The organism is Moritella sp. 36 (assembly GCF_018219415.1).
GTDB lineage: Bacteria > Pseudomonadota > Gammaproteobacteria > Enterobacterales > Moritellaceae > Moritella.
On the sequence record NZ_CP056120.1, the window covers coordinates 3,430,933 to 3,447,680 of the forward strand.

General features: G+C 38.5%; 9 protein-coding genes. 5 read left to right on the top strand and 4 right to left on the bottom strand.

From position 1 onward, the window contains the following. Positions 1–38: 38 nt before the first annotated feature. Both HWV03_RS15135 and HWV03_RS15140 read right to left on the bottom strand, forming a co-directional pair. Positions 39–509 carry a chorismate--pyruvate lyase family protein gene (locus HWV03_RS15135; protein ID WP_211676659.1) on the bottom strand — a complete coding sequence of 157 codons (471 nt, stop codon included), beginning with the start codon at positions 507–509 and terminating at the stop codon, positions 39–41. Then, positions 506–1,708 (bottom strand): MFS transporter, encoded by a 1,203-nt coding sequence (locus HWV03_RS15140; protein ID WP_211676660.1) that lies wholly within the window; start codon positions 1,706–1,708, stop codon positions 506–508. The genes HWV03_RS15135 and HWV03_RS15140 overlap by 4 nt, the downstream gene beginning before the upstream one ends. A gap of 309 nt (positions 1,709–2,017) precedes the next feature. Between HWV03_RS15140 and HWV03_RS15145 the strand changes: the two genes are divergently transcribed. The 4 genes from HWV03_RS15145 to HWV03_RS15160 all read left to right on the top strand — a co-directional run bounded on the left by HWV03_RS15145 (position 2,018) and on the right by HWV03_RS15160 (position 13,159). Further along, positions 2,018–2,926 carry a LysR family transcriptional regulator gene (locus tag HWV03_RS15145; RefSeq protein ID WP_211676661.1) on the top strand — a complete coding sequence of 303 codons (909 nt, stop codon included), beginning with the start codon at positions 2,018–2,020 and terminating at the stop codon, positions 2,924–2,926. A 590-nt stretch (positions 2,927–3,516) separates the two neighbouring features. After that, entirely contained in the window at positions 3,517–6,024 is a 2,508-nt protein-coding gene (locus HWV03_RS15150) for an Ig-like domain-containing protein (RefSeq protein WP_211676662.1), read from the top strand. A 520-nt stretch (positions 6,025–6,544) separates the two neighbouring features. Then, positions 6,545–9,550 carry an Ig-like domain-containing protein gene (locus tag HWV03_RS15155; protein ID WP_211676663.1) on the top strand — a complete coding sequence of 1,002 codons (3,006 nt, stop codon included), beginning with the start codon at positions 6,545–6,547 and terminating at the stop codon, positions 9,548–9,550. A gap of 519 nt (positions 9,551–10,069) precedes the next feature. Then, the gene (locus HWV03_RS15160; protein WP_211676664.1) at positions 10,070–13,159 is read left to right on the top strand and encodes an Ig-like domain-containing protein; all 3,090 of its coding nucleotides are present in this window, start codon (positions 10,070–10,072) and stop codon (positions 13,157–13,159) included. 212 nt (positions 13,160–13,371) lie between these two features. Here HWV03_RS15160 and HWV03_RS15165 read toward each other — a convergent pair whose 3' ends face one another. Then, on the bottom strand, positions 13,372–14,376 hold the full coding sequence (locus tag HWV03_RS15165; protein ID WP_211676665.1) for an RNA-guided endonuclease TnpB family protein: 1,005 nt from the start codon (positions 14,374–14,376) through the stop codon (positions 13,372–13,374). Between the two features lie 57 nt (positions 14,377–14,433). Continuing rightward, entirely contained in the window at positions 14,434–15,384 is a 951-nt protein-coding gene (locus HWV03_RS15170; RefSeq protein ID WP_211676666.1) for a LysR family transcriptional regulator, read from the bottom strand. 178 nt (positions 15,385–15,562) lie between these two features. Here HWV03_RS15170 and HWV03_RS15175 point away from each other — a divergent pair, with 178 nt between their 5' ends. Beyond that, the gene (locus HWV03_RS15175) at positions 15,563–16,732 is read left to right on the top strand and encodes an FAD-dependent monooxygenase (RefSeq protein WP_211676667.1); all 1,170 of its coding nucleotides are present in this window, start codon (positions 15,563–15,565) and stop codon (positions 16,730–16,732) included. Positions 16,733–16,748 lie beyond the last annotated feature (16 nt).

A 16,748-nucleotide genomic window follows, 5' to 3' on the forward strand; every position in this document is an offset into this window, starting at 1 on the left:
CCTTACTGCCATCGCTAATTACGCTTAATTAGCGATGGCTACTCAACACAAGCGCCCTCTAACACATCATGTGCATCAGGTAAGAATATCTCAAGTAATGATAACTGGTTGCTCTGCCATCTAAAATAAGAACGTCTTGCATACACTATTTCCGTTCTATCTAGATTTATCATGCCACAATCAAGCTGACTAACGTGGAAAAACGTATACTCACTACGCTTTACATTCTGCTCTGCAAATAATAATTGTTCACCCAAAGATTTATCTCCAAGCTCACAAAATTTATTCACTATCACAGCGTCCTCTGACATTAAAGACGATCGCGCTAATATTAAACTAGACTGGTTGTTCATCAATATGCTTTGACGAAAAAACGTACTCGGATCCAACTTACCTTTTTCTTGCTCAATAATATGGAAATTGTCACATCTAGCTTTAAGTCGCTTGGTCAGAGACCCGGGATCATTCATATAATGAGGTACTAAGTTAACAGCAGGTACTAATTTCATGAAAAGTCCTTCTCAAAGCAGACTTCATTCTCTTTTACGTTTAACGTCTCCTCCTTTGGCTCTTTTATATCGAGAAAACGTGCGCACAAGCATGCAGCAATAGTCGAGATCATGGCAAAGATAAGAAAAACTAGCCCATCTGGTAGTAGCATATTTAACTGTAAAACAAATGCACTAAGCGCCTGCCCTAAAAAGTAAGACATTACAAATCCACTCATTAAACGAGCACGCAGTACCGCAGTACTTAACGACATTATCATATGGCTTAGCGTTGGTAGTAATAATCCAAAACCTATTCCTGAGAATACAATCGTGACATAAGCCCGCCATTCAAATTGAGTTAGTGCAAGAAAAGTTAATGCAATGGCGTAACAGGTAAAGCAAATAACCAATAACCATCGCTCACCCAACGTTGACAACATATGCCTAAACAAATAAGCGACAATCACCGAAATCACGCTCATACCGGCCATAACTATGCCGATCATACTACTCGTTAAGGATAAAGATGAAGCCAGTGTAAAAGGTAAATTAATAAGGATCATATAGTAAAAAAGCATACCAATTAAGCCCATTGCATAGGAAGGAAAGACCCCTTTAATATCAGATAGTGTTAAACGTTTTGTGATCTCATAATCCCTATGGATGGGTATAGTAATCGCCTTTGCTGACATAATTAAAATAACAAAAGACAGTAAATATAGGGCAAACGGGAAACGCCAACTATATTCTGCTAAGCTACCGCTTAAGAGCACAAACACAATTCCCCCCAGATTAACTGCGATTGATTGAAAAGAGATAAAATCTGTACGCGATTTACCTTGAAATGCACTTCCTATAATATGATTGATAACAGTCATACATATCGCAATACCAATGCCGAATAACAAGCGAAAACATAATAACGCATAGATTGAGTTAAGCCATAGACCACTGCTACCTGCGGCACCATAAATAAACAACCCAATAAGTAGTGTGTTTTTTTCTCCAGTGAATCTCATTAGCTTGTCAACAAATGGCGCAGATAATACCACCCCTATCGCAGGTAATGTCATGAGTAATGACACGCAGAACGGGTCATTAAACACCTGATTAATCTGTGTCAATGAAGGGCCTATAGCAGCGTTCCCCATAATAAGTAAGCTACTCCCCAATAATAAACAAATTTTCATTAAGGTATTCGATTTATACGTAGGCATTGATTCTCTCTTTTGTTGAAATCAGAATAATCAGAGAGATTAATTTAATATTATTGTTTAATTTTATATTTGTAGGTATCTCTCTTCCATGCACTATATTGATTTCGTCGTCACGGCAATAGTCTCAATAAAGCAACACAGCGTTGCTCGTTTTCAACCTTGCTTAATAGCGTTAAATAGTTAAGATAAACTCAGGGTTAGCAGACTCTGTTCGTTAAACAGCCAATATCTATGAGTAGTTGTAGTGAAGATAAAACCTTTTACACCGCGTAATGCCCATATTATTTGCGCATTATGTTTAGGATAAGTATGAATTGGAATTTGAATGATTTACCTTTATTTATTGCCGTAGCTGAAACCAGCAGTTTTTCAAAAGCAGCTGTACGATTAAACATACAAAAATCAAGTGTTAGTCGCGCTATAGCCCGCTTAGAAGAGCGGCTTAATGTGAAACTCCTAGAACGTAACAATCGTTATCTTCGTCTTACTTCTGATGGAGCGCAACTGTATCAGCAACTAAAACCATTACTCGAACAAGTTAACCTTGCTGGTGATGAGTTTTACCAAAAAGGACTTGCCGGGGAATTAAATATCGCTGTCACCTTGGCATTTTCACGAGAAGTCATGGCACCACATTTAAATGACTTTGTTACGCGTTTTCCAGACATTCGCTTAAACATGAAAAGTACAACACGAATCTTAAATTTGTACGAAGACAAATTAGACTTAGCGATCCAACTTGGTCCGTTGGCTCCTTCAGGGTTTTATGCCCAACATCTCGCAGATATTGAGCTTTGCTGGATGAGTTCCCCTGCCTATTTATCTGCTAACCCAGAGTTGGTCAACTCCAGTTGGTTAGAAATACAAAAACATGTGCGTTATTATCATAGCCAAGAAAATTACCCTGCTAATTTTTGTTTATTCGCACCCGATGGAAATGAATACCCTGTTACCTTCCCTATGGCAAACCAACTCGAAGATGTACTGATGGTACGCGACTCGGTCGTGGCAGGTGCAGGAATATCCCTATTACCTGATATTTATTGTCGGCAATTAGTAAAAGAAAAGAAACTTATCAGAATTGCACCAGAAATAAAGGTTAGCCCAAATGTGACGATTTATGCCGTCTATGCCAGTAAGAAAAGTTCATCACCACGATTAAAAACAATGCTTTCTTTTATGAACGAAATAACCACAAACTACTTGAATGATGATTAACCATAACAGAAGACCTTCAATAAACACCTAATCATTAATTATGCTTAATTAGTGATGGAAGCTCACATAAAGTCTTCTAGTGCTTGTAATACACCATCAATCCCAAACTCTGCAATCCGTCTTATGCCAACGCACCATAATTAATCACCTGTTGGTATTATTCTTTTGACGTAATAAAGGCCATATTAGATAAAGTAAATAATCAGATATATTAATTTAAATCATGCCTTTATTGTTCATCACACACACAAAGACTATAAGTCAGCCCTTCCCGCTTCATATCAGAGCATTGATAAATAAGGAAAATAAAGGAATGAAAAGATATGTAAGCAACAGGAAAAGATACGTAAATCAACGTGAATTATAAACATTTATTGATAATATGCGCCCTCAAATTAGTGTCAACAAAAAGTTAAGATGTCGGCACACCGCAACATACTAAACATTTTTTTAGTATGTCGCTTTGCAGAAATAGATTAAAAACTTACATGCAATGATTAGCTAAAAAGCAGTAAGCATTACTTCCAGGACGGACTAAGTTATTTAACATTTCTATATATATATTACTTTATTCCGAAAAAGGTTAGAAAATGATACGTTTTACGTCTTGGTTATTACTCTTTTGTACATTAGGTATATTAACCGCTTGTGGTGGGGGCGGTAGTAGCGCTGGTAGCAGTGAAGCACCAAAGCCTTCAGATAAAAAAACACTGACATCAATCCAGATCAATATCAAGCAAGCAACAACATTTGGTAACATTAAACATGATATTGCAGCAGGATTTACCCAGTCATATGATGCCGTCGGTTATTATAGCGATGGCGCTACACAGGTCATAACTGATGACGTAACTTGGCAAGTCGATAATGAAGCACTGGCAGTTATTACAAATGGTAAAGTAGAAGGGCTTAAGTCCGGGGTTGTAATGATAACAGCCTCAAAAGGCAATGTGATTAGCCCAAAAACAAGGCTGAGAATCACAGATGCAGTTCCTTTATCAATTAGTATTGACCTGAAAGCACATGAGATGCTCCAAGGTCAAAAACAAGATATATCATTAACCGCAACATTATCCGATGACAGTGTAAGTAGAGTCACTGATGGTGTCACTTGGATAACTTCGGCTGGAATTGAGGTTAGCGGAGGTAAGGTAGTCGCAATGCAAGCAGGTAGCGCAACCCTAACAGGATCTTATCGTGGCTTAAGCTCAAGCATCGACTTAGTGGTAAAACCAGCGGTACTAGAGAATCTCAAAATTGAAGTCAAATCTAATGAAATTAATTTACCGAAAGGCTTAACGAAAAAAATTACCGTTAAAGGGATTTATAGCAACGACGAATCTAAGGATCTAAGTGACGAAGTAACATTAGTTATTGATGATGAAAGCATCGCTCATCTCAATAAACAGGGCGAGCTAGTTGCTATCAAAGAAGGTAACACCCGTGTGCATGCTGAATACTTATCTATTCAATCACCATCTATTCCTGTTGTCGTTACAGCTGAAACATTAAAAAAACTAGTGATCAGTGCAGATGAAAGCATCAATAAAGGCCTAAGTACCCAGATTCATATTACTGGTGAATTTACCGATGGCAAACAAGGCCCCTTCACAGGCGAAGTCAACTGGTTTGTAAAAAGCATATTCGGGAACGGTTCTGAAATTTTAACCGTTGTTCAAGGACAGGCTACTGCGATTGGAAAGGGTAGTGTAGAGGTTTGGGCACAAGCAGATGACGTAACAAGTGAGTCGATCTGGATTAATGTAGAAGATGAAAAATTACAAAAACTCATTCTAACAGTAGATACATCTAATATTATCCCAAACCAGACGACAAATTATAAAGTAATGGGTCAATATAGTGATAATACCGAAGTGAATTTAACAAGAAATGGGTTAATAATCTCAGACAGTGAAAATGTGAAGGTTGACTTGATACATGGAGAAATTGTCGGAAAACACCCCGGCCACGCGACTGTAACCGCATCAATGGGTGATATAAGCAGTGACCCGATTACCATAACGGTAACAAAGGCTAAGCTAACTAACTTATTAATCGATGTAAATAACTTTCGACTCCATCCTAAGCAAACCTTTAGCCCCAATGTTTACGCCTATTACGATAGGGAAAATACTCCTCGTAACGTTAATACGATGGTTACTTGGTATAGTGATAATGCCTCCATCATTACAGTTGATGATAATAATTTAGTCGCGAAGTCACCAGGTAGGACCACTGTATGGTGTACTTTAGATGGTATAGAGAGTGATCATGTTGAGCTAGAGGTCACCGATGCAATACCAACAGATTTGGATATAACGCCGAAGAACACGGTAACTAAAGCAGGGTACTCCGTCCTATACAAAGCTGTTGCGACATACTCTGACAACTCAACGAAAGATGTGACAAACCAGGTTGAATGGAAAAGTTCAGATATTGAAAAAGCATCTTTTATAGGTAATACGCTCCATACCCAAAATGCGGGAAGGGTCACCATTCACGCAACATTCGGTACATTAACAGATAACGCTAGTCTTACGATTAGTGACGCTAAATTAGTGGCCCTGTTTATAAACCCAAAGGAAGGTAGTATTGCTGTCGGCCAAACATATACAGTAACAGGGATTGCTAGTAATAGTTCATATCAAAATTTTGATATCGATGTAAATAAATTCAACTGGAAGAGTGCTAATGAAAAAGTGCTAGCTTTAACTTCACCAGGTAAGTTCAAAGCAATGTCTGAAGGCTACTCCAAAATTACAGCAATCGAGAAAACGGGCTCAAAAGTAAAATCTTCGAGACACTTTACTGTAGGTCATAAAGCGTTAAACGATATCCTTATTAATGCGACTTCCTTCAAACTGATTTCTGGTACTAGTATGAAGCTTAGTGCAACAGGTATATACACTGACGGCACAAACGATGACATAAGTGGTCAAGTAGAGTGGAGCAGTAACTCTGAAGCAATAACGATTGACAAGGATAGTATTGCTCATGCGCAAGACGATAGCACCTCGTCTAATACGGAAATTTCTGCTAAATTAGGTGATATTGATAATACAGCTACTTTCAATATCAGCAACTCCGAAGAAAAGTAATTGTCATTAACATAGGTAAAAGTTGATGTATGTAATGCCGCTCAATTAAAATGAGCGGCATTTTATTTTGTAATCTCGTAGTGTAGCCCCTACTCCAAGCAATTGGATCATCCCATTCATCAAGTAACAGTACCGCGACAATCAATGATAAATCTAATAGTGTCGTTATCCCCTCAAAAAACATTCCATCCAAGATGAATTTAAATAATTGATATTTATCGTATAAATAGAAAATGAAAAGATACGTAAGCATCGGGAAAAGATATGTAAGCAACAGGAAAGATACGTAAATAAACGTGAGTTATAAACATTTTTTGATAAAATCCCGCCTCAAATTAGTGCCAGCAAAAAATTAAAATGTCGGCACAGCCGCAATATACTAAACATTTTTTAATATGTTGCTTTGCAGAAATAGATTAAAAAACTTATATGTAATTAGAAAGCAGTAAGCGTTACTTCCAGGACGGACTAAGTTATTTAATATTTCTATATATTACTTTATTCCGAAAAAGGTTAGAAAATGATACGTTTTACGTCTTGGTTATTACTCTTTTGTACATTAGGTATATTAACCGCTTGTGGTGGTGGGGGCGGTAGTAGCGCTGGTAGCAGTGAAGCACCAAAGCCTTCAGATAAAAAAACACTGACATCAATCCAGATCAATATCAAGCAAGCAACAACATTTGGTAACATTAAACACGATATTGCAGCAGGGCTTACCCAGTCATATGATGCCGTTGGTTATTATAGCGATGGTGCTACACAGGTCATAACTGATGACGTAACTTGGCAAGTCGATAATGAAGCACTTGCAGTAATTACAAATGGCAAAGTAGAAGGACTTAAGTCCGGGCTTGTAATGATCACAGCCTCAAAAGGCAATGTGATCAGCCCAAAAACAAGGCTAAAAATCACAGATGCAGTTCCTTTATCAATTAATATTGACCTGAAAGAACATGAGATGCTCCAAGGTCAAAGACAAGATATATCATTAACCGCAACATTATCCGATGACAGTGTGAGTAGAGTCACTGATGGTGTCACTTGGATAACTTCGGCTGGGATTGAAGTTAGCGAAGGTAAGGTAGTCGCAATGCAAGCAGGTAGCGCAACCCTAACAGGATCTTATCGTGGCTTAAGCTCAAGCATCGACTTAGTGGTAAAACCAGCGGTACTAGATAATCTCAAAATTGAAGTCAAATCTAATGAAATAAATTTACCGAAAGGCTTAACGAAAAAAATTACGGTTAAAGGGATTTATAGCAACGACGAATCTAAGGATCTAAGTGACGAAGTAACATTAGTTATTGATGATGAAAGCATCGCTCATCTCAATAAACAGGGCGAGCTAGTTGCTATCAAAGAAGGTAACACCCGTGTTCATGCTGAATACTTATCTATACAATCACCATCTATTCCTGTTGTCGTTACAGCGGAAACATTAACAAAACTAGTGATCACTGCAGATGAAACAAAGATTATTGAAGGTCTAAATACCCAGCTTCATATTACTGGTGAATTTACCGATGGCGAACAACGCCCCTTCACAGGCAAAGTCGACTGGTTTGTAAAAGACATGTACCAACTGGATGGATCTCATATTTTAGCCCTTGATCAAGGAAAGGCCTCTGCACTTGTACCGGGTACCGTATATGTTTCAGCAAAAGTAGGTAACGTGCAAAGTAAATCGGTCCGTATCTCTGTAGTAAAAGCAAAAGCACAAAAACTATTTCTAACCGTAGAGACACCTAATATTATCCCAAATCAGACAACAAGTTATACCGTCATGGGTCTATATGATAATGGTACCAGAAAAAATTTAACAAATGATACGTTAGTCCTTGCAGAGAGGGATAATCACACAGTGAGGATTAACCATACTGACGGAACAATTCTCGGAAAAATCCCCGGCACAACAACAATTACCGCATCTAGAGGCGACATATCAAGCGAACCGATTACCATAACGGTAACAAAGGCTAAGCTAATAAAGTTATTATTAACAGATCTGAACGAAGGTCCTGCTGGCCAAACCTTTAAACCCGAGGTTTACGGGGTTTACGAATTGGATAATGATGAGATAACTGGTGCGGAAAATCATCATAAAGTGACACAGAATGTTACCTGGCATAGTCAGGATCACAATATCATTTCGGTTGAGAATCAATCTTTAGTCGGTAAGACACCAGGCATCACCTCTATATGGTGTACTTTAAATGGTATAGAAAGTGATCATCACCAACTGATGGTTACCGCTGCAATACCAACAGATTTGGATATAACGCCGAAGAACACGACTACTAATGCAGGGTATTCCGTCCTATACCAAGCTGTTGCGACATACTCTGACAACTCAGAGAAAAATGTGACAAACCAGGTTGAATGGACAAGTTCAGAGATAGAAAGAGCATCTTTTATAGATAATACGCTCCATGCCAAAGATTCTGGTTTTGTCATCATTAGCGCAACATTCGGTAAGTTAAAAAAGAGCACTAGCCTTAAGATTGGTCAAGCCAAATTAAAAACGATTAAACTAGATGAATTGCAAGACGGTTTTGCTCTCGGTCAAAAATATCAATTATCGGTCATTGGTACTGATAGTTTAGAGGAAGCGATTGCTTTAAATGCAAAGAATTTTAATTGGCACAGTGCTGATAATTCGATTGTGACTTTCACTGCTTTACCTGGTGAAATCAAAGCGATATCAGAAGGCAGTACCGAAGTTACAGTGACCGATAAAAGTGACTCATCAATAACATTCTCTATGACGATTCAAGTAGGTCCTAAGGCGTTAAGAGAGATTCTTATTGATGCAACTTCCTTCGGACTAATTTATGGTACTGATATGAAGCTTAGTGCAACAGGTATATACACCGATGGCACAAGTAATGACATTAGTGAGAAAGTAGAGTGGAGCAGTAGCTCTGAGGTAATAACAATTGACCAAGATGGCCTTGCTCTTGCTCGTCAGCAAGACGATACAGCCTCGTCTAGTACGGATATTTCGGCTAAATTAGGTGATATTGACACCACTAAAAAATTCACTGTTAACAACATCAATGTGATCTATAGAAAACCAAATGTCGTAAGTTTCATCACAAATAGTAGCAATGTCCTCTTTAGCTTAACACCTTCAAAAGAAATATTGCGTATGATGGACTATAATACCTTAAACGAAGCGGATCGAGTGCGTCTAAGACCCGATCATGTCATTTATGAGGGGCAAGGTCAGCATCCACAATTTAAGCACTTTAACTCCAACGATGGGTCTGCTACACAGTTTTGCGAAGGCCTATCGAATGCAAGGTTCAACGATCGCCATAATTGGAAACTTGCGTCGGTTAAAGAACTGAAAATGTTAAGAACGATGTCATTATTCGATGAGACACTAATAGATAGTGATTATTTCACCAATGCTACCGATACTAATACCATGGTTGATTTAGATAGAAAAAATGATAATCCTGTCAAGATGAATCTCCCATATGATACCCAAGGGTATGTCAGCTGCGTCTCAATAGACTAAATCATCATCAGCATAGATAAAGTTGATATATGTAATGCCGCTCAATTAAAATGAGCGGCATTTTATTTTGTAATCTCGTCATGTAACCCCTACTCCAAGCAATTGGATCATCCCATTAATCAAGTAACAGTACCGCGACAATCAATGATAAATCTAATAGTCTCCTTATCCCCTCAAAAAACATTCCATCCAAGATGAATTTAAACAATTGATATTTATCGCATAAATAGAAAGTGAAAAGATACGTAAGCATCGAGAAAAGATATGTAATCAACAGGAAAAGATACGTAAATCAACGTGAATTATAAACATTTATTGATAATATGCGCCCTCAAATTAGTGCCAACAAAAAATTAAAATGTCGGCATACCGCAACATACCAAACATTTTTTAATATGTTGCTTTACAGAAATAGATTAAAAACTTACATACAATGATTGCTAAAAGCAGTACTTCCAGGACGGACTCAGTTATTTAACATTTCTATATATATTACTTTATTCCGAAAAAGGTTAGAAAATGATACGTTTTACGTCTTGGTTATTACTCTTTTGTACATTAGGTATATTAACTGCTTGTGGTGGCGGTGGCGGTGGCGGTGGCGGCGATGGTAGCAGCAGCGGTAGTAGCAGTAGCAGTAGCAGTAGCAGTAGCGATAGTAGTAGCAGTAGCAGTAGCAGTAGCAGTAGCAGTAGCGATAGTACTGGCGAAGCACCAAAGCCTTCAGATAAAAAAACACTGACATCAATTCAGATCCATCGCAAGCAAGCGACGACATTTGGCCGTACAGACTCCACGATCCCAGCAGGGTTTACCCAGAAATATGATGCCGTTGGTTATTATAGCGATGGGGCTACACAGGTCATAACTGATGACGTATCTTGGCAAGTCGATAATGAAGCACTGGCAGTTATTACGGGTGGTAAAGTAGAAGGACTTAAGCCCGGGGTTGTAATGATCACAGCCTCAAAAGGCAATGTGATCAGCCCAAAAACAAGGCTAAAAATCACAGATGCAGTTCCTTTATCAATTAATATTGACCTGAAAGAACATGAGATGCTCCAAGGTCAAAGACAAGATATATCATTAACCGCAACATTATCCGATGACAGTGTGAGTAGAGTCACTGATGGTGTCACTTGGATAACTTCGGCTGGGATTGAAGTTAGCGAAGGTAAGGTAGTCGCAATGCAAGCAGGTAGCGCAACCCTAACAGGATCTTATCGTGGCTTAAACTCAAGCATCGACTTAGTGGTAAAACCTGCAGAACTACGCGAGCTCGAAGTTGTAGTCGACGTCAAATCTGATGAAATAAACTTACCGAAAGGTTTAACTAAAACACTTACAGTCAAAGGGTTTTATAGTAACAAAGAATTTAAGGACCTGAGCAACGCTGCGACATTGGTTATTGATGATGAAAGCATCGCTCATCTCAATAAACAGGGCGAGCTAGTTGCTATCAAAGAAGGTAACACCAGTGTGCATGCTGAATACTTATCTATACAATCACCATCTATTCCAGTGGTCGTTACCGCAGAAAAATTAACAACATTAGTGATCAGTGCAGATGATACCATCATTAAAGGTCTAAATACCCAGATTCATATCACTGGTGAATTTACCGATGGCACACAACGTCCCTTCACAGGCGAAGTCGACTGGTTTGTAGAAAACAAAGACACCTCAGAAAGTTCTGATATTTTAGCCATTGTTCAAGGAAAGGCCACTGCACATGCACCCGGTACCGTACGTGTCAGAGCACAAGTAGGTAGCGTGCAAAGTGAATGGATCAGCATTACGGTAGAAGAAGCAAAATTAAAAACACTATCTCTAAAAGTAGATACAACGAGCATAGTCCCAAAACAGGTAATAAAGTATACAGTCCTAGGCCAATATACTAATGGTACCAACCGCGATATCACAAAAAGTGTGAAGCTTATATCAGACAGTGACACTGTGAGAGTGAACCTCTCTGACACAATCATCACCGGAAAACAGCCCGGTACCGCGACAATTACCGCATGGGAAAATCAAGTATCTAGTAACCCGATTTCCATCACGGTAACAAAGGCTAAGCTAACCAAATTAATGGTTGTTCAGGAACCTACATTATCTATAGCGAGTGGCTTAAACCTTACACTCGATGTTCACGGGACTTATGAATACGATAATGATGATGCTGGTAAGAGTATTGTTCATACGGTTACACCGAACGTTACTTGGCATAGCCAGGACCCATCCATCATTGTGGTTGATAAGCAATCTTTAGTCGGTAAGTCACCAGGTATCACCCAAGTTTGGTGTAGCTTAGGTGGTTTAGAGAGTAAACATTTTAATGTTAAGGTCACGGATGCTGAAGCTCTGTCTTTGCTTATTACTCCGAAAGAAGAGACTACTATTGCAGGGTACTCCGTTCAATATCAAGCTTTTGCGACATACACTGACAACACGGACCACAAGGTCACTGATCGAGTTGAGTGGCATAGTGAAAATCTAAACAAAGCATTTTTTACAGGTAATACGCTAAAGACCAAACATGCTGGTCAAGTAACCATTCGCGCAACATTAGGTACGTTAACAGAGAGCACTAACCTTACAATTAGTAATGCCAAATTAGAAAAGATTAAACTAAATCAGGTGCAAGACGATATTCCTCTCGGTCAAACATATAAATTATCGGGCATTGGTATAGATAGTTTAGACAAAGAAATTTTTCTAGATGTAAACAAGTTTAATTGGAACACTGTTGATAACTCAATTGTGGACTTCATTTCGGCTGGTGAAATCAAAGCGATGAAAGAAGGCAGCACCGAAGTTACAGTAAGTGATAAAACTGACCCATCAATAAAATTTTCGATGAGAATTAATGTGGGCCCTAAAGTGTTAGAAAAGATCTACATTAAATTAAATGTACTCACTCTAATTAATGGTACTGACCATAAAATGATTGCAACGGGTTTATACTCTGACGGCACAAACAAGGATATAACTAAAGAGGTGGAATGGAGCAGTGACTCTGACGCAATAGAAATTGACCAAGATGGTATTGCTCTTGCGACTATGAAATACGAGACTTTTGAGACTTGTGTTTCAGCTCAATTAGGTGATATTAAAGATACCAAGACTATCGATACTCGCAATATCAATAGCCTTAAAGGTACAGGCAACCCCGTCCTCATACCTGTTGACAAGACTTTGTATAGCTTAGCACCTTCGACAACTCTATTAAGAATGATGGGGTTTACTAATAAAGAAGATAAGCATGGCGATTCAAGATTAGGTCATATTTATAATTATAATTATAATAAAGGTCATTCTAATTACCCACAATTTAAAGGTGTTAACTCTAGAGATAACTCTGCTGCGCAGTATTGCAAAAATCTATCTAGTGCAGGGTACAAAAACCGCAATAATTGGACACTCGCATCGGTTAATGAGTTGCAAGTATTGAAAAAGCTCTCACTCGATGACAAACTAACGGATAGAGATTATCTATCTAACGCTACTGATACTAATACCATGGTTAATTTGAGAGAAAATGATGATTCTGTCAAGAAAGACCTCCCAAATGATACCTTAGGCTATGTCAGCTGCGTCTCAATAGACTAAATCATCGCCATTAACATCAGCATAGATAAAAGTTGATGTATGTAATGCCGCTCAATTAACATGAGCGGCATTTTATTTTCATGCTTATAATTTAATTAATCAGATCATCAATTTTGTAAACACACAATCGTGATTGCTCACCGCCATAAATGGCGATGCTTCATAGGTCGTTAGCTACAGCCTGTAAATATTACAGGTCTAACACAGCTTCACTATGCAGAAACGGTCAATCCATCCGCTTTTAATTTAATTATACCGTAATGACGAATATTCTTTGATGCGTTAATGTCGCGATCATGTTGAGTGTTACATGATGGACAAGACCAATGACGGATATTCAACGGCATATCTTTTACCTTATCACCACAGCATGAGCAAGTTTTAGAACTTGCGAACCACTGATTACACTTAACAAGGTGGACTCCGTACATTTCAGCTTTATAAGATACCTTATCAACAAAGGCAGACCATGAAGCATCCGAAATATGACGGCTTAATTTTCTATTCTTTAGCATGTTTGATGATTTCAGAGTCTCAACTATTACCGCTTGGTTATCGTCAATAATTCGTTTTGATAATTTATGCTGAAAGTCATTTCTAGCATTGCTGACACGTTCATGTGCCAACGCTAGTTTTAAACGTGCTTTAGAGCGGTTACGAGAACCTTTTTTAGTTCTGCTTAATGCCTTTTGCTTTCTTCTTAAATTGCTACAAGCATTCACAAGAAAGCGAGGGTTAGCGGTCTTATTACCTCGATCGTCAATTAAGTAATGTGCCAATCCAAGGTCATAACCTGACACGCTTGTAATGTGCTTTGATTTAACTGGGATTGCTTCATCTGACTTAACTAATAGCGATGCAAAGTATTTTCCGCTTACAGATTTTGAGATAGTAATGCTTTTAAGTGTGCCGACTAGCTCACGGTGTATACGTGCTTTTATGGCGGATAATTTAGGTATTTTAATCGTGTTATCAGTGGCTTTTACGCTCGTGCAGTGGTAACTGGATTGTTTACCATGCTTACGGGACTTCTTGCCTTTAGCGAGTAACGGTTTTAAGTCTTTTTGTACTGCAAGTGATATACCTTTTACACTATAAAAATGTTTCTTAATGTGCAGAGCTTTATTATACGCAAACCGAACAGCACCAAACTGAGCATTTAAAAACTCTGCTTGGTCGGCTGTAGGGTAAATACGTACTTTTGTTGCTCTTAACATAATAAACCTCTGTACATTCGTACAGTATCATACCACAAAATAACAAAGATCAAAGCGCTACGCACTTTCGCCTTGTATCCCCGCCCTGATCGGACGAGGGTTTACGGTGTTAACTGCTAAATCAGCTTTTAAGAACTCAATAAACACCCGGAATTTTTCAGGAAGAAATACTCGATGAGAGTATACTGCGTATAGGTTTAACGGTGCGGCCTTGGATGCAAAATTTAATTCAATGAGACTGCCATCTTTTATATGCTCATCACAAGCATGACGAGAAAGGATAGCAAAGCCAACCCCCGATAAGGCTGCCTTAAAAGCCATTTCTCCGCTGTTCACTTTAAAGTTACTAGACACGCTTATGTGATGAAACTCCCCACTGTCTTTAATAAATTGCCACGCTTTTCCTTGCAGTGCTGTCGCTGTTGTTATGCAAGGTAATGCACTAAAATCACTGATGTTACTTGGTTTACCCCATTGCTTAATAACCTTGGGCGAAGCCACAATGCAACATGGAAACTCAGCTAGTTTTTGTGCAATGTAATCACTGTCTGGTAGATCCCCCCTAGTTACAATAATTGCAATGTCGATATCCTCAATTAAGGACTCAAATCCGGCTAAGTTCGTCGTACAGTTAATACTGATTTCAGGATATTTTAATGAAAAATCAATAATAGAATCCCCCAATAATTTGGGACCCATTTCACTCGGAATACAGAGCCTTAATGGGCCTTTAAGTTGCGTTTTATTGGATGTGATGTCAGATTCGAGTTGCGCTAAGGCGTCGAGTAATGCACCAGACCGGGAATAAAGTAGCGCACCTGACTCGGTTAACCTCATATGTCTTGTACTGCGTTCAATTAAGCGGACTTGGAGCTTATCCTCTAATTGTGAAATAGTACGACTCACGTTTGAAGATGGCATTTGTAATGCTTTTGCAGCGCCGATAAAACTGCCTTTTTCAGCCACCAAAGAAAATATTCGGAGTGAAATAAAATCAATATTACCCATTACACCATCCCATTACTGATATCAATAAGTCCAACTTATACCAGCTAATAATCATAAATGATATGAATTATATTGTTTGTCATTAATCACTATTCAGCTAAAAAAGAGATAACTGACAAGACTCAACATTAGCTGGAATGCACGTTTTCCCTACATTATTAGGAATAAGGACTCATTTATGAAAATAGGTATATTAGGCGGCGGTATCGGTGGATTAAGTACTGCCATTGCATTGAAACTAGAAGGCTTTGAGGTTGATGTCTATGAACGACATAGTCGACCAAGCGAGATTGGTGCCGGTATTGTATACTGGCCGAATGCTTCATTTGTTTTAGACCAACTTGGAGTGTTAAGCCAAGTGGCTAAAGTGGCAGGTTCACTCAACTATATGCATCGTTTTTCTAGTCATGGCGAACCGTTAGGCTCACTAGACATCACTCAACTAAATCAATTAATGGCATATCCTAGTTATTCTATTCTTCGTAAAGATTTGATGGCTATATTGACTCAACGGGCTCTTGAACTGGATATCAATATACATTACCGACATGATGTAACTTCACTTTCAAATAACGATAACAACAAAGTTTATGTGCAATTTACCAATGGTAAAAATATCGAACCAGATATCATTATTGGCGCTGATGGCCGTATGAATTCATTTGCGAGAAAATATGTAAATGGTAATAACGCTCCTGTTTATCAGGGTGTTATTAATTGGATTGGTGTATTTGAGTGTAAAGGTGAGGTTTTCACTGATCTTTCGGTTTCAGATTACTGGGGCGTTGGAGAGCGTTTCGGAATAGTACCTGTATCAAAAACAAAAGCTTATTGGGCTGGATGTGTCGTATCTAAAAATATAGACAAGGTAAACCCTGACTTGTATAAATCCGAACTCTGTTCACTGTTTGCTAATTGGCCTGATCCTATTATGAAGATCATCAATAAAACACCTTTATCCCGAATTAATAAAATTTATGTTCATGATCATAACCCAATAAAAATTTGGCATAAAAATAATCTGGTATTACTCGGTGATGCAGCGCACTCCGCCTTACCTACTTCTGGTCAAGGAGCTTGTCAGGCGCTGGAAGATGCATGGCACTTTGTTCATTGTTTAAAAGAAAATGTGAATGATATACCTAAGGTATTTAAGCAGTTTACCAAGTTAAGAGCGGCTAAAACGTCAAAAATTACAATGGGTGGTCGCCAAGTTGCCTCATCTATTTTTAACCAAGGCCAAGCGTTTTGTAAACAGCGGAATTTAGCGAGTAAAAATATGGATCATAAAAGCACTGTTATTGAGATAGCTAAACTCTGGGCTAACGGCTTACCTATCAACGTCTAGCACTGTCGTAAATTTA